General features: G+C 34.1%; 10 protein-coding genes and 1 pseudogene. 3 read left to right on the forward strand and 8 right to left on the reverse strand.

Features of this window, described 5'->3' with window-relative positions; translation table 11 throughout:
• Nucleotides 1-93 precede the first annotated feature (93 nt).
• From GWR14_RS19025 to GWR14_RS19050, 6 genes are all read right to left on the reverse strand, one after another.
• Nucleotides 94-2,361, reverse strand: coding sequence for a Gldg family protein (locus GWR14_RS19025; protein ID WP_163410724.1), 2,268 nt, complete (start codon nt 2,359-2,361; stop codon nt 94-96).
• An 11-nt stretch (nt 2,362-2,372) separates the two neighbouring features.
• Nucleotides 2,373-3,320 carry an ABC transporter ATP-binding protein gene (locus tag GWR14_RS19030; protein WP_163410725.1) on the reverse strand — a complete coding sequence of 316 codons (948 nt, stop codon included), beginning with the start codon at nt 3,318-3,320 and terminating at the stop codon, nt 2,373-2,375.
• A 65-nt stretch (nt 3,321-3,385) separates the two neighbouring features.
• On the reverse strand, nt 3,386-4,756 hold the full coding sequence (locus GWR14_RS19035) for a RagB/SusD family nutrient uptake outer membrane protein (RefSeq protein ID WP_163410726.1): 1,371 nt from the start codon (nt 4,754-4,756) through the stop codon (nt 3,386-3,388).
• Between the two features lie 11 nt (nt 4,757-4,767).
• On the reverse strand, nt 4,768-8,154 hold the full coding sequence (locus GWR14_RS19040) for a TonB-dependent receptor (protein ID WP_163410727.1): 3,387 nt from the start codon (nt 8,152-8,154) through the stop codon (nt 4,768-4,770).
• A 171-nt stretch (nt 8,155-8,325) separates the two neighbouring features.
• Nucleotides 8,326-9,369: a FecR family protein gene (locus GWR14_RS19045; protein ID WP_163410728.1), complete on the reverse strand. Its 1,044-nt coding sequence runs from the start codon at nt 9,367-9,369 to the stop codon at nt 8,326-8,328.
• 361 nt (nt 9,370-9,730) lie between these two features.
• Nucleotides 9,731-10,318 (reverse strand): RNA polymerase sigma factor, encoded by a 588-nt coding sequence (locus GWR14_RS19050; protein WP_163410729.1) that lies wholly within the window; start codon nt 10,316-10,318, stop codon nt 9,731-9,733.
• 658 nt (nt 10,319-10,976) lie between these two features.
• On the opposite strand from GWR14_RS19050, the gene GWR14_RS19055 reads away from it, so the two are divergent.
• The 3 genes from GWR14_RS19055 (at nt 10,977) to GWR14_RS19065 (ending at nt 17,298) form a co-directional block, all read left to right on the forward strand.
• A complete protein-coding gene (locus tag GWR14_RS19055) occupies nt 10,977-13,991 on the forward strand; it encodes a SusC/RagA family TonB-linked outer membrane protein (protein WP_223150984.1) in 3,015 nt (1,004 codons plus the stop codon).
• 11 nt (nt 13,992-14,002) lie between these two features.
• Entirely contained in the window at nt 14,003-15,607 is a 1,605-nt protein-coding gene (locus tag GWR14_RS19060) for a RagB/SusD family nutrient uptake outer membrane protein (protein ID WP_163410730.1), read from the forward strand.
• Between the two features lie 101 nt (nt 15,608-15,708).
• Entirely contained in the window at nt 15,709-17,298 is a 1,590-nt protein-coding gene (locus tag GWR14_RS19065; protein WP_163410731.1) for a M61 family metallopeptidase, read from the forward strand.
• A 546-nt stretch (nt 17,299-17,844) separates the two neighbouring features.
• On the opposite strand, the gene GWR14_RS19070 is transcribed toward GWR14_RS19065, so the two are convergent.
• Nucleotides 17,845-18,216 (reverse strand): hypothetical protein, encoded by a 372-nt coding sequence (locus GWR14_RS19070; protein ID WP_163410732.1) that lies wholly within the window; start codon nt 18,214-18,216, stop codon nt 17,845-17,847.
• A 13-nt stretch (nt 18,217-18,229) separates the two neighbouring features.
• Nucleotides 18,230-19,114 (reverse strand): annotated as a pseudogene (locus tag GWR14_RS19075) (RHS repeat-associated core domain-containing protein); the annotation flags it as partial.
• Nucleotides 19,115-19,250 lie beyond the last annotated feature (136 nt).

Genomic DNA, 19,250 nt, shown 5'->3' on the forward strand with positions numbered 1-19,250 from the left:
ATGGTTGTCATTAAAAAGTCAATTCGGGTATTTTTAATTGGGGGCAAAAAAACAGATCAAATATCATTTTTAACGACACCATTGGGATGATTTTTATCTTCTGTTTCTCCTAATCAGTATAAAAGCACCACCCAATATGATCAATAAGGGAAATAATCCAATGAAGACAATTTTGCTGATGAAAACCTGATTTGCTGTTATAGTTAACTTTTTATCAGTATTTTCAGGGCGTGTGGTATCGATTGGGAATTCGTAATTAGTGAACCAGCTGAAAATATCGGTTACAAACTGGAATGTCCCTGAACCGCCGCGGCTTAACTCAGCATTACCCATAAAATCAGCATCTCCGGCAACAATTATTTTTTGCGATTTACCATTGATATTTCTCGTCAAAGCTACTACCAGCGGAACAGCTTTTACAGCAGGTTGTTTTTTCAATTCAGGTGAAACAGATGTAATTCCGGTTTGTGATTCCCAGGCAGGCTGGTTATTGGTTTTTAAAAGAGGTGTTACTTTAAAACCTGTATCTCTAACTGTTTTGATGCCGCTGCTTCCTAAAAATGGAATTGGGTTATTATTTGGATTAGGGCTAAACTTAATTAAAGTAGAATCTACATTTCTTTGAAGATCGGTTACAAGAAAATCGGGAGAATTGATTTCACTTTCCTGAACCAATGCCTGTTTCGTAAATTGAATACCTAATTTGTCTGTAACTGCAGCCAAAGCCGAATTCGTTTCTGGCTCTCCCAAAAGAACTATATTTTTCCCCTGATCGATATAGGTACTGATTCTGTTAACAGCACCCTGGCTCAACTGTGTTTTTGGATCAGCAATTATTAAAACAGAAGTTTGTTCAGGGATATTCTGCGCATTGATATCTACAGAAGCAACATCAAAGCCCTGATTGATTAAAGAGTATCTGAATGTAATTTCATTAAAACCAGTCTTATAATTTTTATCTCCAATTTTGTCAACACTGCGCTCCATGTTTCCGGTGGCAAAAACAATTTTTGGAGCCGTAACAATTAAACGTTTTAAGGCTGCTGAGATTTCCTTTTCACTAGGAGCTTTGAACATATCATCATACATTCTTAAAAATGTTTTCTGTCCGTTGTACTCTACCGTTCTCACTACGCGGTTTTGTTCCGGACCTAAATCAATAATTTTCTTAATTTCTGCAGGAGTATATATTTTTTTTATCTTTAAATCCTGTGTTTCAATCATTTTATCAGCCAGTTGCTTGTCACTTAATCCCGGATTTTGGGCATATAAAGCTTCATTCTTTGAGGTATCATAATAGTACACATATTCCATTTCTATTTGTGGCAAAAAACGAGTATATTGTTCAAAGCGTGCCATGTCATAATTTTGAGAATACGGCATAGCCATAGAATAGTTGATATCTAATAAGTTAACATACGTTACTATTTTAACCGGACCCTCTATTTTTTTGACTATATCTAAACTTGCGGCTGTAAGGGTTCTGTCTTTTGTGCGGGTCATATCATGGTACAGCGTAAGTGAGGCTCTTGATGTAATGTAACCCAATGCCAAAACAACAGTTATTAAGGCAGTATATTTTGCCACTCTTTGCACAATAGATTGTGCATCTCGTCCGGTTTGTAACTTATAGATACTCAATACAATAAAAAGACTACTTACCAGAATAAAATAAAATACATCTTTACTGATAATAAGCCCCTGAAGCATTTCGTTGGCACGCCCTGCAATGGATAGAAAATACGTTATGTCTTTTACAAATTCAACGTCCTGCCATAATTTGCCAATAAAATTTAACCCTGCCAAAACCACCAAGGTACTGATTGCTGCAACCACCTGATAAGAAGTAAGACAAGACATGAAAAGACCAATAGCAGCATAGGTACAAACCAGTAAATACAAGCCAATGAGACCCGAAATAGCAAATTTTAGATCTAAATTATCAACAGAGAAATAAGCAATTACGACCTGCAATCCCAATATGGCCACAAAGAGTGAGCAATAAGCTGCAATGGCAAGGTATTTACCTAATATAATTTCCTTAATTTTTATTGGAGAAGAAAACAGCAGTTTTATAGATCCGCTGTTAATTTCACGACTTACTAAGCCCATGGTTAATAGTGGAACATACAGGTATAAATAATTCTGCATTTCTGTAAATAACCCCATAAAGCCTGAAAAAATAATCTGAGACAAATTGTGCATGTCACTGCCTAGCTTTTGCGATTTTTCAAAACGTTCAATTAATTCGAAGAATTTCCAGTTGGACTGGATGGAAAATATGACTAAAACAACCCATGCTACCGGCGAATAAAACATGGTATTGAGTTCGGTTTTAGCGATTCTGTATATTGTTTTCATTTATTTATTTTTTAAGAAAGGATAGCGTTTTTTGAAGGTGCTTTTTTAGATAATTGTGCAAAAATCTCATCCAGAGATACTTTTTCGAATTGGATTTCGCGTAATTTCCAATTACTGCTAACACTTTGAGCTACAATTTTTTCAGCAACTTCCTGTGTTCCTGTAAAAGTAATCTGTACTTTTTTAGGAGAAAGATAAACAGCAGCTGTAACTTCTTCGATAGCGGTTAATGCCTCGATTGTTGGCGGATTTTCGAAACTTGCCGTTAATTTATCGGCTTCGATATAATTATTAAAAGCATCGAGTGTATCAGAGAAAACCATGTGTCCGTTTTCGATCATTCGGATATCCTGGCATGTAGCCTGAACTTCAGAAAGAATGTGTGACGAAAAAATCACAGCTTTATCCTGAGCAATTTTTTTAATTAAATTTCTGACTTCTAAAATCTGATTTGGATCCAGTCCGTTGGTTGGCTCATCTAAAACCACCAGCTTTGGCTCATGAATAATGGCTTGTGCAATTCCCACACGCTGTCTGTACCCGCCTGATAAATTTTTAATCAATCGATGGCTGAAATGAGAAATACCGCATTTTTCTTTGGCTTTTTCAACAGCGTTTCTCAGATCTTCTTTTTTAACCAGTCGTAGCTGCGCACAGTGAATCAAATATTCATCTACCGTTAAATCGAGGTGAAGCGGTGGTGTCTGTGGTAAAAAACCAATTAGTTTTTTGGCTTCGACCGGATTTTCTTTCAGGTTAATTCCATCAATAAATATATTTCCGTGAGTCTGGTTTAAAACCCCGCAAAGGATGTTCATAGTAGTCGATTTTCCGGCACCATTAGAGCCCAGAAGCCCCAGAATCCTGTTTTCTTTGATTTCAAAATTTATATTTTGTATTGCCCAATCCTTACTGTATTGATGCGACAAGTCCTCAACTCTTACAATTGTTGTTTCCATAGTGTTTTTAAAATCTCAGGAATGCTTTTTTGGAACATTCCTGAGTAGATTATTTAAATGATGATTTAGTTGTATCCTAAGTTTTGGGTTAAAAAAGGATTTGAGCGTCTGGCGGTTTCCGGAATAGGATAAAGACTATCTGTTGAAGCCCATATTTTTCCTGTAATTGCCCCCAGAACCTGATCTGCTTTTCCTGTTCTTTTGAGATCAAACCATCTGTGGCCGAACTCTCCAAAAAGTTCACGTTCTCTTTCTAAGGCAATTAAATCCAATAATTGAGTAGGGTCTGTTAAACTGGTATTTCCCAGTAAAGCTCTGTTTCGGATCACATCAATATCTTCCTGAGCTCCGGTAATATTGTTTAATTTTACCCTTGCTTCAGCTCTTATCAAATAAAGTTCAGCTAATCTTAAAAAAGTTGAACGCTCCACTGGAGTAGCCACGTATGCATTTTTATATTTTCTTGGTTCTAAATATGTAGTACCAGAAACTACGACAGTGCTAGTCCAATTTGTTTTTCTGGCATCATTGGTTTCAAATATTGACAACCCTTTTCGAAGCAGATATTTTCCTCCTGCATTATACACGGCAGCACCTTCATAAGAATACGCTAAATTGAAATAGGGGATTTGCAGGATGGCTTCTGTATTATCAGCAATAAACGGACTGTTGTTGGCAGTTAATCCCGTAATCAGTTTATAGGTACCGTTTTGGCTTATTACTGAGCTGGCGTGAGCTGCAGCTTCTGACCAATTTTCTAAATAAAGATAAACTCTTGCTAATAATGCTTCTGCTGCCCATTTTGTAGCTCTAATACGTAAATTGCCATAATTACTGTAATTAATAGGAAGATCTTTTGCCGCATCTGTCAAATCCAGAACAATCTGATTGTAAATTTTAGTTTGGCTATCACGCGGTGCCAGAGCCGTTTTTTCGACATCTGTAGTTAAGATTAGAGGAACATCACCCCATAAATTAGTCATGTTAAAATAACAATAAGCTCTTACGAATTTTGCTTCTGCTATCCAGGCAGGGGTTTTACTCGCAGTTAGAGTTTTGCTTGCATTTATTCCTTCAATAACAGCATTCGCATTATAAATCGTTTTGTAAAAGTCTGTCCACATAGTCCCATTTGGCCCATCGGTTTCTATAATTTCGTTTGTGACGTAAGCGTCGGTAAGCTGACTTCTTAGTATAAGTTCATCCGATGTTTCTCCAGGCATGTAATGCAGGTTATTAGTAAATGATCCACCAGTTATCATACTCTGGTAAATTCCGTATACAGTCGCTTCTGCTGTCTGATCTGAGGTATAAACCTTTTCACTCATAATTTGATTGATAGGAATGTCAACTTCCAGCATTTCGTCACAGCTCGTTAGTCCCATTAAAAGAAAAAACGAAAATATATAGGTGTATTTTATAGAATTATTTTTCATGTTTTTTTAATTTAAAATGTCAACTGAGTTCCAAGAGTTATAGTACGTAAAGGAGGTAAGGCCAAACCTTGTGTTTCAGGGTCAAATCCTTTGTATTTGGTAAATGTTACCAGATTTTGCCCTTGTAGTGTTACGCGTGCATTTTTAATAATTTTTTGTGTAGCCTCATTCAAAGGAATTGTATAAGATGCACTTACATTTTTCAATTTAATATATGATGCATCTACAAGATTGGCATTAGAACCTAAATAATTGAAAAAACTTGCCTGATAGTTAGAACTTAATGCATTACCCTGCGCTATATAATTGTTATATTCATCAACCTGATAATTTGCCAGTCCGAAAGGATATCCGGGTTGTACTCCAATCGATGTTAATAAAGTCCTTCCTTCCTGCTTTACAAATTGGAATAAAAAGTCAAGTGAAAAATTCTTGTAACTCACAGAATTCGATATTCCACCGTAATAGTCAGGATAAGAAGGCCCCTGATATACTCTGTCTCCAATCTTTGTATCTGCAAAACCACTAGAAATTCTACCATCTCCGTTAACATCTTCAAATTGAGGAATACCATTTGCATTAACACCAGTATAATTTAGTAAATAATTAGCGTTTAATGGTCTTCCAACCACATAAGTGGAATAATATGCTGATGTTTCGATATTAGCAAATGAGCGTAATTTATTTTCGTTTTTAGAAATATTAAATGACGTAGTCCAGTTTAGGTTTTTACTATGGATGTTGGTTGAAGTTAAAGTAAATTCTAATCCTTTATTTTCTACTGTGGCACCTAAATTATCCTGAAAACTGGTAAATCCTGCTTGTGGACTAAGTGTAGCAAGTATCAATTGATTTGATGAGATGTTTCTGTAATAGGCAGCCGTTAATGAAATTCTGTCCTTTAGAAAGCCTAAATCTATTGCTGCTTCAAATTTATTAGTCTCTTCCCATCGATAATTTGGATTTGCAATACGAGCTTGTGACATAGCTGAATTACCAACCCCATAAGTAGTAACATTATAAGTAGAAACATAGCCATAATCTCCTATATCATCACTTCCAATTTTTCCATAACTGGAACGTATTTTTCCAAAACTTAACAGCGAATTGTCTTTTAAAAATTTCTCTTCAGTAAAAATCCATGCAGCACCCACAGAACCGAAATTTCCATAGCGCTTATTAGGACCAAATCTAGATGAACCATCTCTTCTAAAGGTTAAATTAAGAATATATTTATTTTCAACATTATAATTCACCCTGCTAAAAAGAGAAATATATTTATACTCAGATGTTGCATTTGCAGAAGTTACGTTTCCGGCAGAACTTGTGATTCCAATAAGATTGTCAGAACTATATACTGATGTATTTACATAAGAAGGCATTTCAGATTTTCTATGTTGCCATGACCCTCCTAATAGAGCAGTAAGATTACCTTTCCATATTAAGGCAGAGTAATTTAATTGCGGCTCAAAATTAAAGTTATTTGTGTTGTTTAAAGAAACAGTATAAGATCTAAAAGGGTTAAGAGCAATGTTATTGGCTGTATAATAAACGTGGTTCATTCCCGATGTTGGTAAAAATTGTTCCGTTTTCATTTGTGCCCTTCCATATCCTAAATCGGTTTTAAAAGAAAGGCCTTTAGCGATTTCAAATTGTGCACTAAAATTTGAAATTAAATTGGTTCCCTGATCTTCTACTCTTCTGTCTAAAGCAGCAATTGGATTGATATCGCTGGAGTAAGTTGATGACCAATAATAAGATCCGTCAGCATTGTAAATTGGACGATTTGGGGCTGTATTAACAGCATAATTGGTTATATCATAAAACGGAAGTTTATTTTTATCTGAAGAAAATAAAACAGAGGCACCTAATTTTAATTTTTTGTTTAAGGTATAATGATTAACATTAAAATTGGTTGAAAATTTATCGTATCCAAAATCTCCCGGCAAAACAGTATTTTCATTATGGTAGGCAGCACTTATAAGAAAATTGGTACTTTCATTTCCTCCTTTTAAACTTCCTGAATAATTATTAAATGCTGCAGAACCACCTATTAATTTCTCCTGCCAGTCTGTGTAGGCATTTGGATCATAATCCGTAAGAGCGATTCCGGTACTTCTATTATTCGGCACAGCATTAGCATTGGTGTAAGCTGTGCGCAGCATGTTAAGATAAGCAGGCGTATCTAATGTTTTTATTTTATGAGCTACTTCTGAAATTCCCGATGAGGCATTTACAGTAAATTCTGTTTTTCCTGCCTCTCCTTTTTTGGTTGTAATAAGCACAACCCCATTAGCTCCTCTTGATCCGTAAATAGCAGTAGCATCTGCATCTTTTAGGATTTCAATACTTTCAATATCATTAGGGTTAAGAATGTTTAAAGGACTGGTTCTTTTTTGTGCTCCTCTAATAACATTAGAGCTTTGTGCTTGTTCTTTTATATCATCGCCTATATAAGGAACCCCGTCAATTATATACAATGGGAGGTTATCTCCCAATATTGAATTTCGACCACGAATGCTGATGTTCATATCAGATCCTGCATAACCGGATGTCTGGGTCACAAAAACTCCAGGCGTTCTTCCTTGTAAACTTTGTAAAATATTGGTTATGGGCTGTTTTTCAATATCCTGTGAAGTAATTTTAACTACAGATCCGGTATTTGTTCTTTTGGTTGTAGTTCCATAACCAATAATAACAACCTCGTCCAGTTTGGCCAAATCGGGCTGTAATTTGATAGTTATCGAACTTTGGTTTTCAACCGTAATTTCTTGTGTTTTATATCCCAGATAAGCGACTTTAAGTGTGTGTTTTCCGGGCGGCAAATCAATATAAAACTGACCGTCAAAATCAGTTACACCATGTTTGTTGCTTCCTACAAGAAGAACAGAAACACCTGGTAGTGGAAATCCTTTTTCATCCAAAACTTTTCCTGTAAGCGTACGGTCACTTTCCGGCATATTATTTTTTCCGGATGTGCTGGATTCTGCTTTTTCTTTTTTATAAATGACAACATTTTTGTCTACCTGTTTGTAAACTAAATTACTGCCCTGAAATACGATATCCAAAATAGCACTCACACTTCGGCGTCCTTTGGGTGTGTTTACTTTTGGAAAATCTTTTATGATCTGCGGCTGATAAGCAAACAGTAATCCGGTTTTATTTTCTATGGTTTTAAATAAAGTTTTAATATCCTGATTATGAAGTTCAATGTCAATAGATATTGATTCTAAATTTTGACCGCTCATTTCGGTAGCAAAGACCATATGAGTACCACAGGTCAGTAAGAAAATGTGGAATAAACTGATTCGCATGATCATAAGTGTTTTTTTTGACAAATGGAAAAAGGCAGATTTCTTTTCCCTGTCAAACATGGTTGTTTTACAGCGTAATTTCATAAATTTGCTTGTTTTTAATGGTTACTGGTTTTAATTATTAAAAATTTGGGCCATCTGGTGTAGGAGCTGGATGGCTTTTTTATTTATTCTTATAGCTTGGTTTTAAGGTTAATATCTATTTTTAAAGCTTTCTAAAGTAGGAGGTTTAGTCAGCCCTTTTTGTTTTTTTATTTATTCACAGCCTTTTCCGTCCAAAATAATCGTCCCGGCTTTGTTGTAACGATATTCGGTTTCAATAACACTGCTGATTACTTTCAGCACATGATCCAGATCTTCATCATTTAAGAAACTGGCCGTAATTCTGCAATTTTTAATCTTTTCGTTTGTCAATGAAATCTGTACTTTGTATTTCTGAGAAATTAAGGCAATTGCTTCTTCCATATTAATATCATCCAGAATCAGGTAATTGCTTTTCCACTCAGTAACAATTGAAGCGCTGATCTTGTTCTGTTCAAAGCTGAGGGTGTTTTTGTTCACTTTAATCTGTTGATTAGGCGTTATGATGCCGTAAATTTTCTGAGCATCTCCAACCTGAACTTTACCTCTTGTTACTGTGACCTCAATATTATTTGAAGAATTGTGCGTATTGATGTTAAAGGCTGTACCCAAAACTTTGGTTTGTACTTTGCCTGTATGTACAATAAACGGTTTTGTTTCGTTTCTTTTAATGTCAAAAAAAGCTTCTCCGGTAAGTGTTACTTCGCGGGTTTTGTTATTAAAAGAATTTTGTTCGTATTTTAAACTACTGTTATCATTCAAAAGAACTGTACTTCCGTCCGGAAGATGAATCAATTGTTTGCCGCTAAAATCTACCGAAGTATTTTCTGCAATTACAGGCTGCTCCATTACAGGAGTTGTAATTGAAGTTTTTGGTTTAAAAAACAAACTGTTGCCAATAGCGATTAAAGCTATAATGCTCGCTGCAGCAAAGATTACACGGAGAACTTTTTTTCTGGTTCTTTTTTCCGGTTCTAATCTGATTACTTCTCTGTTATTATTAGGCTCAGACAAAATACATCTTAAAATGTAGGCACTCTCCTCGTTACCCATTACTTCAGATCCGGTCTTTTCCTTAAGCATGACATGAATTTTTTCTTTTATGAAATCATCATATTCACCATTTCGAATAAGCTCCATCAGTTTTTGTTCTTCAACTTCTGACAGCTTCTTTTGCAAATAATTTTCAAATAATTCTTCAAATATTTTTTCCTGCATTCGATTTGAAATTAAATAAGTTAATAATAGGTGGTAAATAGTAAACCTGGGGCTGTTTAAAATTTAATTTTTTTAAGACCCTGTTCATTTTTGGGGCAAAGCCAATTTAAATAGTGATCTTTATTATAAAGACGATTGAAAAAAAGGGAGGGAGTAGTTGAAAGTAAAAAAAATGTAAAAAAAACGTAAAAAAATAATCCGAAGGGCTGTTTTGAAAGAAAAGTTTTAAGGCTAATACTCTTTAATTTTATATTTCAGCCTATTGCCAGTTCGGGCGTCGTCGAGAACCAGTAATGCATCCCGACTCCGCACGATGTGATAAAAAAACAATATAGATTAATAATAAATGTCTAACCAGACCCTAAACTTTGAAAAATAAAAGAATTGTCATGAACATATTCATGTAAGGGGAAATTCTGTGGCGCACAAATTTTAAGGCCTGTGCCATGTGTTTTTTAACAGTGTCTGTAGAGATTCCTAAGTCTTCACCAATTTTTTGATGACTTAAACCTTCCAGTTTAGCCATTTTATAAACTTTTTGTTGCTGAGGCGGGAGCTGTTCTACAATCTGATTCAAAATCACATTGTACTGATCGTCTTTTACAGCAGTGTCGGTATCTTCTGAAGTTGTATTTTTATAAGTAAGTTCAACCGGCAAAGAGGTTTCTCTTGCTACTTTTTTAATCATATCAAAAATATGATTGCGGGAAATAATAAAAAGATAATTTTCAAAATTGGCTATGTCGGCTAAATTTTCATGATTTTGCCAAATTTTTAAAAACACATCCTGAACCACTTCTTCAGCCAGAATTTTTGATTTTGTTATTTTTAAAGCGGTTCCATAAACACCATTTTTATATCGATTGTATAAAATAGTAAATGCCGGCTCGCTTCCCTGAGATAGTTCTCTGAGGAGTTTACTTTCGTCAAAACCGGGATTAAAAGACATATTATAAAAATGATAATTGGATTCAGCAATATTATTTAATTTTTTTTAAAGCTGTATTACTTAATTCAAAATAAGGTCTAAAAATGCTATTTTGATAATTTAACCTCTCAATATTGTAATATATCAAAAATAAACATCTCAGATTTGCTGATGATTTAATGTTGTATAAAATAGTCTTTATTGCATTGTAGGTTAAGTCTTCTTATTATTGAGGATATCGTATCTTTAAAATGAAAAATAAAGCTTTTTTTGAGAAATGTTCACAAAGAATATGGGTTTTAAACCATTGAGGGCAAACTAAAAACAAGGGTAGACTGAGTCTATTTGACTCCGCTCAGGATGATATCATTTTTTACTATTTATAAATAATGCTTTGTTTTCCATTTTACATTTTGGATCTATTTTTTATGGCTCGTTTTTGAAATTGAAAAAGGTGTAATTCTGGAGATAAATACTTTATTTTAAGTTTTAAACTGAATATGTATTAAAATTTTACCCAATTCTTTGGTAAATTATAGATAAATACACATTAACATATAATTATTACTTAAAAACGGATAATATAGTATTATCATGTGGTAATATAAGCATTTTGGCCGACTCTCATTTAACATAACTTTACAAATGTTAAACGTACACAAACCAAACTGTTTAAATTATGAAACCAACCACACAAGTTATTAAACGCACTGTAACATCCTGTTATAGAGATAAGATGTTCTGTGCAATTTTATTTTTGTTTGTTGTTTTTAGCTCTTTTTCTCAACAGAAATACAGCGGAAAAATTACAGACGCAAATAATCTTCCTCTGCCGGGAGTGTCAGTTTTAGAGAAAAACACAACCAATGCAGTTACAAGTGATTTCGACGGTAATTTTGAAATTACTACTAAAGGAAACAATGTCATATTAGTTTTCTCTTATGTAGGATTAAAAACTAAAGAACTAAAACCAGACGGCAAGACGCTCAATGTAATTTTAGAATCAGACTTAAATGAATTAACAGAAGTTGTTGTTGTAGGATATGGAACTCAAAAGAAAGAAAGAGTTACAAGTGCTATAGCAAGTATAAAAGAAAAGGATTTTACAAGAGGAGATATTAGGGACGCATCCGATCTTATAAGAGGTAAAGTAGCAGGTTTGACCATTACTAATGGTTCTGGTGACCCTTCTGCAACTTCAAATATTTCATTAAGAGGAGTTTCTACTTTAAAAGGAGGGACAGGACCTTTGATATTGATTAATGGTGTGCCGGGAGGTATCGATACGGTTTCTCCAAACGATATTGCTTCTATAGATGTTTTAAAAGATGCTTCGGCTGCTGCTATTTATGGAACAAGAGGGGCAAATGGGGTAATTCTTATTACTACAAAAACTGTAAATAAAGATATACCATCAACCATTACATATTCAACATTTGCGTCTATATCTAATTTTGCGAATAAGGCTAAATTTCTGAATGCCGGTCAGCAAAGAAATTTGCGCTCTCAGGGATTCAGTATACCTTTTACAGATGGCGGAGCCAGTACAGACTGGTTGGATGAAATATCAGGAAGCGGATTTACTCAAAATCACAATTTAGCTTTCAAAGGAGGTAATGCAAAGACCAATTATATAGTAAACCTTAATTATGTAGATCAGTCAGGAGTTTTTACAAATACATTTAATAAAGAGTACCGATTTTCATTTGATGTTAATCATAGCATGTTCAATGACAAGTTGAAAGTTAATTTGAACTTACTCAATGGTACACGAGACATGGGGCTTGATGAAGGAATCGTTGGCTATGCTTACAGACAGGCCATGATAAGAAACCCTACTGCTCCGGTATATGCACCAGACGGCACCTATGATGAGGATGAAACAGATCAAAATAAGTTTCAGTATTACAATCCGGTAGCTATTATAAATGAAACCACACAAGACAGAAATGATACATGGCAAAGATTTACAGCCAATCTGACGCTGGATTTATTACCTGGATGGGATGTGGGAGCCATGTTTGCAATAAATAAAAATACAGGTCTTAAAGGATATGCCGAAAGTAAAAAGCATTATTCAAATACAATTAATAAACTAAACGGAGTAGCTTCAAGAGAAACAGGAATTACAAATAATGATTATATGGAACTAACATCCAAGTATCATAAAAAGTTTGATAAGCATGAATTTACAGTATTAGGTGGTTATAGTTATCAATACACTGTAAACGAGGGATTTTATGCTTATAATTATGACTTCCCTACCGATGCCTTTTCTTATAATAATTTGGGAGCAGGTAATGCTTTAACTGATGGAAAAGCAAGAATGACAAGTAGAAAGGATGATAATAAGTTAATTGGTTTCTTTGGGAGGGTTAACTATGATTTTAATGATAAATATGATTTATTATTCAGTATCAGAAGAGAAGGTTCTTCTAAGTTTGGAGACAATTACAAATGGGGTAATTTTCCGGCAGTTTCTGCAGGATGGAGTATAAACAAAGAGTCTTTTCTAAAAGAGGTTACCGCTGTAAATAATTTAAAATTAAGAGCAGGTTATGGAGTAACAGGGGTAATTCCTAATGATCCTTATATGTCTAAAACGTTGTATAAATATGAAGGCTATTTTTTTAATGATGGGAAATGGGTAAATAGCTTGGTACCAGATAGTAATCCTAATCCGGATTTGCGTTGGGAGAAAACGACTGAGGTAAATATAGGTCTTGATTTTGGATTTTTTAATAATAGAATTAGCGGAAGTGTTGATGTGTATAACAAAAAAACAAGTGATATGTTGTGGGAATACGCTGTGCCAAGACCTCCTAATATTTATGATTCGACTATTGCCAATGTTGGAAAAATGGAAAACAAAGGATTTGAGATTCTTCTTAATACAGTTCCTGTTAAAACAGAGAATTTTGTTTGGAATTCTTCAATGACTTTTTCACACAATAAAAATGAGTTAACCAGTCTATCTAATGATTTATATAAAATTGAAGGAGATTATCTAAACTGGGGAGACACAGGAGATCCTATTTCATTTAGACCCTTTAGATTAGAAGTCGGTAAACCAGTAAGTAATTTTTGGGGACTGAAATCGGTAGATATTACAGGGCCTTCATCTGTACCCGAAGAGGATAGAAAATGGATTGTAGAATTGCCTGATGGTACAAGACAAACACTTAATACTAGTATGTATAATGATAATAACAAGCAGTATTTAGGGAACGGTATACCGCAATATTATGGAGGCTGGACTAATACTTTTTCGTACAAAAAATTCGATTTGAGTATGGTATTAACAGGCGCCTTCGATTTTGAAATCTTAAATTCTCAACGTATGTTTTATGAAAATCCTACCATTGCCTATAATATGTTAGATACAGCATACGATAAAGTGTATGGTAAAGAAGTATTAAATTATAATCAAACTTTTGTGAGTTATTATATAGAAAAAGGTGATTATGTAAAAGTTGATAACATAACATTGTCATATAATTTTGATGTTAAGCCTTTTAAAGTGATCAATGCAATGCGATTGTATGTGTCCGGCAATAATTTAGCAACGTTTACAAAATACAAAGGTTTAGATCCGGAGATAAAGAGAGAAGACCCTTTGTCACAAGGAATGGATAACAGAGATAAATATCCATCTACGAGATCTTTTACTTTAGGTTTAAATGTAACTTTTTAAATTGAATCAAAATGAAAAATAAAAATATAATGTATAAAATTCTTGTTTCCGGCTTGATTCTTTTAGGAACAGGATGTACAAATTTAGATGAGACTGTTTATGACAAAGTGGTAGCAGAGGATACTAAATTTACTAAAGACGATTTAAATAGTATTGTTGCTCCGGCTTACAATTCGTTTAGACAAATTTATGCAGATTGGGATGCTGCTTTTAACCTATATGAAGATTCGTCAGATTTGATGGTAACGCCGCAAAGAAATGGTATTGGCTGGGGCGATTATTATATTACCATGCACCAGCATACCTATGAGGCACCGCTTCCTCATGCAGAGGGGAACTGGAATTATATGTTTGGAGGTGTTAATAATGTCAATAAAGCTATTTTTCAGATAGAACAAATACCAGATATTGAAGGAAAAGAAGCAGTTATTCAGGAATTGAAAGCTTTAAGAGCAATATATTACTACTTGTTATTAGACAATTTTAGAAATGTCCCTATTGTTACAAAGTATGATTTTCCAAAAGGATATTTACCTACGCAGAATACAGGAAAAGAAGTATATGATTTTGTAGAAAATGAGCTTAAAACAGCTTTGCCTTATTTAAGTGAAAAGACTGACCTATCTACTTATGGAAAAATTACGAAGTGGGCTGTTAAAATGACTTTAGCAAAATTATATTTGAATGCAGAGGTGTATATAGGAACGGCAAAATGGGATGAAGCTTTGGCTCAGGCTGATGATGTAATAAAGAATGGAGGTTTTTTATTATGTACAAACTACCTGGATAATTTCAAGATAAAAAATGAAGCCTCAACGGAAGAGATATTATCTATTCCTTTTGATCAGATTAAAGCCCCTGGAACAAGCTGGCCATTCAGAACATTGGCAGCAGCAAGTCGTGCAACTTACGAATTGGCTGGTGATCCGTGGAATGGGACTGGCGGGATACCTCAGTTTATAGATACCTATGATCCGGATGATCAAAGGTTAAAAGACTGCTGGTTGGGCGGAAAACAGTTTACGAGTAAAGGTGAACCAATAATGCAAGGTAGTGTTCAATTTGAGTATATTAATTACATGACAGATGTTAATGGCTGCGAACCGAATGAAGGTTTCAGAATGGTCAAATATGAAATTGGTACCGGTGAAATTGGTCAAACAAGTAATGATGTTCCATTTTACAGATTGGCCGATGCAATGATGATAAAGGCTGAATGTTTATTAAGAACAGGTGATGCTGCGGGAGCAGCAGCAATTGTTACACAGATTAGACAGAGAAATTTTAAAAATACAAATCCGGCCAAAGCAACTGTTACAGGAGCGAAACTTTTAGGAGGAAGTGTTTATAAATACGGTACTTATAAGGCTGGAGTAATTACAGATTACGAAGGAGGAGCTGATATTGAATATGGTGGTTTTCTGGACGAATTAGCTTGGGAATTTGTTGGTGAAGCCCATAGAAAACAAGATTTAATACGATTTGGAGTATTTTCAACAAAATCCTGGTTTTCAAAGAAAGCTAGTGATGATACTTTCAGAGAGATTCTTCCAATACCTAAAGTTCAATTGGAGAGAAATAGCAATTTAGAGCAAAATCCTGGATACCTGCGATAAATATAAAAGCATTACAAGTTGGTTCCTTGTAATTATAAGTGTGTAAAAAGCTATCCCTACTGAGCCTGGGGATGGCTTTTTATTTTAAAGAAATTATTACTATGAAATATAAAATAGGATTCTTAAAAATTTGTTTTTGCCTGATTGTTTTTCAAACAGCAATTTCATGTAAAACAGGAAGTAAAACAGTTGATGCAGAAATAAAACAAAATTATTCCGTTGCTTTTAAAGATCCCGAATCGCATTATCTTGAAGTGGTTTTAAATTTTGATCAGCTAAAAACGAAACAAACCAATTTAGTACTTCCGGTCTGGACACCCGGATATTATCTGATTTTGGATACACCCCGCTATATTGTAGATTTTGAAGTGAAAGATACCAATGGAAATAAAATTAGATGGAGCAAAAAATCTAAAAACTGCTGGGCTGTAGAGAACGGAGAAAATGCTAAAATCACCGTCAAATACCGCGTTTTTGCGAATAAAAAATCAGTGGCAGAATCTTATATCGATTCAGAAAAAGCATTTTTAATGCCCAACACGATTTTTATGCACGTAGAAAATGCTCTTGAGAATCCGGTAACACTGACTGTTAATCCGCACAAAAACTGGAAGAAAGTATCAACAGGATTAAAACCAACTGATGAAAACGGCTTTACTTTTACAGCAAAAAATATCGATATTTTTTACGACAGCCCTATTTATCTGGGCAATCAAAAAGTAATCAATTTTGAGCATGAAGGAAAATCATATTCTTTAGGAATTACAACTCCACAAGGTCTAAACGAAGAAAAATTTACTTCAGATCTGAAAAAAATAATGACGGCAACAACGGCCATCATGAAAAAAGTACCTTACGATTATTACAGCTACATCATGATGGAAGCAGGCGGAGGCGGTCTGGAGCACTGGAATTCCCAGGCCATATTCACTAACGGAACTTTCAATTTTAAATCTGATGAAGAGTATACCGATTTTCTAAACTTTGTCACACACGAATATTTTCATCTTTATAATGTAAAAGCAATTCGCCCGATAGAGTTAGGTCCTTTCGATTATAACAAAGAAAATTACACCTCAATGTTATGGGTTTCTGAAGGTTTTACGGTGTATTACGAATATATTATTATGATGAAAGCAGGTTTGCTTGATGGCAATGAAGCTTTAAATTATATTACAGAATCTATAAAACGATACGAAAATATTGAAGGGAATAAACACATGTCTTTAGCCCAATCCAGTTTTGATATCTGGCTTAATTTTTTTAATCGTGAAAGCAATGCGCAGCAAACCACCATATCGTATTACAATAAAGGGCCAATAATTGGCTTTTTATTAGATCTGGAAATCAGAAACAATACTCAAAACCAAAAATCGTTGGATGATGTAATGCGTTTTTTATATGATGAATATTATGAAAAGAAAGGAAGAGGATTTACAGAAACCGAATTTTGGCAGGTTGCAGAACAGATTGCAGGAAAATCTTTAGCCGAACTAAAAGATTATGTAAATACAACAACTGAAATAGATTATCAAAAATATTTAAACTACGCAGGGCTTCAAATCGATTTGAGTCCGATAAAAACAAAATCTAAAAAGGATAGCATAATACAAAGAAGTTTTGAGATAAAGCAATCACCTGAAACTTCTTCATTACAATTAGAAATCAGAAAATCGATTTTTAAAATTTAAAGGCACAGATTAAGGAATTAAACCGTTGGGTGAAATTAAAAATAGGTATCAGGCTGAGTCCATTCGGCTTCGCTCAGGATAAACTCAGTCGAAGCCCTTTCTTGCTTAAATGCCTTCGACTTCGTTCAGGGTGACATCCATCCCCTGCTCCGCAAAGGCTTATTCACAATGCTGCGCAAATGCCTCTGACTTTAAAACAAAAAATCCTAATACCAAAATTCTAACAAGGAATGAACGGAAAAGCCGGGAGACTCTTGAGATGTTTTGTATTTAATATGATATAAAAAAAATACGCAAAGTCAGAGACATTTGCAGCTTTTCAGGGAACACTTCGAGGAGAAAACCAACAAAGTGATTTATTCAAAGACTCTTTGATGTTGAAGAGATTTCAGGATATTGCAACACTCCCCGAAAAAGATAGAGAGTGTTTACTTACTACAGTTGATCTTTTATACAGTCCGCTAAAATAAATTTGATGTAATAAAGAACCCCAATCATTTGGTTGGGGTTCTTTATTAATTATTGAACTTTTCTTTTAATCAATATCTATTTAATGTGAGATTCATATCTAAATATTGATTTCTTTTTTAAAGATATTAAGGTGTCATATTTTTTCAAAACTTCATATTCTTTTCTTTTACTATCAGGATATTGTATATAATATTTGTAAATTGTAGTTTTATTTTCCTTCTTTGTTTTAGAATTAATAAGCTTTTGTGACACTTTCTTTAGTTCATAATTAAAGAGAATAGAATCTTTATTATTGATAAATAAAATCCCATTTCTTTCATTTTTCATTTTGAACAAAAGACTTAATCCTTCTGTATCTGAATAAATAATATCATCATCTACTTGTTTAGTAGAAGAACAAGAATAAACTATAATTATAGTAAAAAATAAAAAAATCTTTTTTAACATATCAAATAAGTAATTATTTTAAGGGTATTCCTGCATATATCCACATTAAGTAATTCTGAACTGTTGGAAGAGGTTGATAGCCTCCACCTGTCCCAATCTCAACCATATTACCTACAAATGTATTATTTATTTGATTAATATTATTGACATTGGTTATAGTTACACCAGAAGGCATCAAATTATTATCCATAAGCGTTCTGTTAATAGAGTTTGTTTGAAAATTTACTATATTACTAATACTATTCATATCAATTGTAGGTACAAATAATGAACCACTCCAAGAGTATTGAGCTCTATAAGCGCTTACTTCAGCCGCTACACTAGATGATTGAGTAAATGCATTGATTTCTCCTCTTGTATTTTGACCACCGTGGCGACCTTCGTGCAATATATTTCCCATATTTTTTTCAGTAAACATTGAAATAACATTATCGCCTTTACTGTTTTGACCAGTACCCAATGTTGAAGGTCCAACAATTCCTAGAGATTTAGCTTCTTTACTTCCCACACTGGCATATCGATACTCATTTGAAGTGTCGTTTCTCATATCTCTAACATCTTGAGCAGAATTCCTTAATTCGGTAGCTCTATCTCTTAAATCCCCTGTGGATTGTCCTCTCGCTGCTAATTTGTCTGCCCTTCTTTCTAATTTTTCGGCTCTTTTTTCAGCTCTTCTTTCAATTCTAGCAGCTTTTTTTTCATTTTTTTCATCAAAGTACCTGCCATCAATTTCTCTATTTATTAATGGATTATTCTGTACAAAGGCATATGGCGAAGTTGTGATATATTTTTCTGCCAATTGGTCTATTACATTCCATCTACCTATTGCTGGATCATAATCACGCCATCCGAATGTGTATTCATTAAGCCCTAATTCGTCTTGATACTCTTTACCTCCAAAGCGATACTTGTATGCACCTGCTCAATATTTTGCCTCGCCCGAGCGTCTGTTTAGAGCTCCCGCGAGCAAGACCTTTTTGTAAGAACGTGCTTCAAAAATAGCTTTTTATTTCAATTGAAAAAAAAAGATTTAT

The sequence above is a fragment of the Flavobacterium ajazii genome (genome assembly GCF_010614725.1).
Taxonomy (GTDB): Bacteria; Bacteroidota; Bacteroidia; order Flavobacteriales; family Flavobacteriaceae; genus Flavobacterium; species Flavobacterium ajazii.

Bases quoted from the DNA above. Each gene is read 5' to 3' on its own strand.
- GWR14_RS19070 (WP_163410732.1), bottom strand. From the start codon at position 18,216: ATGTTAAAAAAGATTTTTTTATTTTTTACTATAATTATAGTTTATTCT.
- GWR14_RS19050 (WP_163410729.1), bottom strand. From the start codon at position 10,318: ATGTCTTTTAATCCCGGTTTTGACGAAAGTAAACTCCTCAGAGAACTA.
- GWR14_RS19045 (WP_163410728.1), bottom strand. From the start codon at position 9,369: ATGCAGGAAAAAATATTTGAAGAATTATTTGAAAATTATTTGCAAAAG.
- GWR14_RS19055 (WP_223150984.1), top strand. From the start codon at position 10,977: ATGAAACCAACCACACAAGTTATTAAACGCACTGTAACATCCTGTTAT.
- GWR14_RS19040 (WP_163410727.1), bottom strand. From the start codon at position 8,154: ATGAAATTACGCTGTAAAACAACCATGTTTGACAGGGAAAAGAAATCT.
- GWR14_RS19030 (WP_163410725.1), bottom strand. From the start codon at position 3,320: ATGGAAACAACAATTGTAAGAGTTGAGGACTTGTCGCATCAATACAGT.
- GWR14_RS19035 (WP_163410726.1), bottom strand. From the start codon at position 4,756: ATGAAAAATAATTCTATAAAATACACCTATATATTTTCGTTTTTTCTT.
- GWR14_RS19025 (WP_163410724.1), bottom strand. From the start codon at position 2,361: ATGAAAACAATATACAGAATCGCTAAAACCGAACTCAATACCATGTTT.
- GWR14_RS19060 (WP_163410730.1), top strand. From the start codon at position 14,003: ATGAAAAATAAAAATATAATGTATAAAATTCTTGTTTCCGGCTTGATT.
- GWR14_RS19065 (WP_163410731.1), top strand. From the start codon at position 15,709: ATGAAATATAAAATAGGATTCTTAAAAATTTGTTTTTGCCTGATTGTT.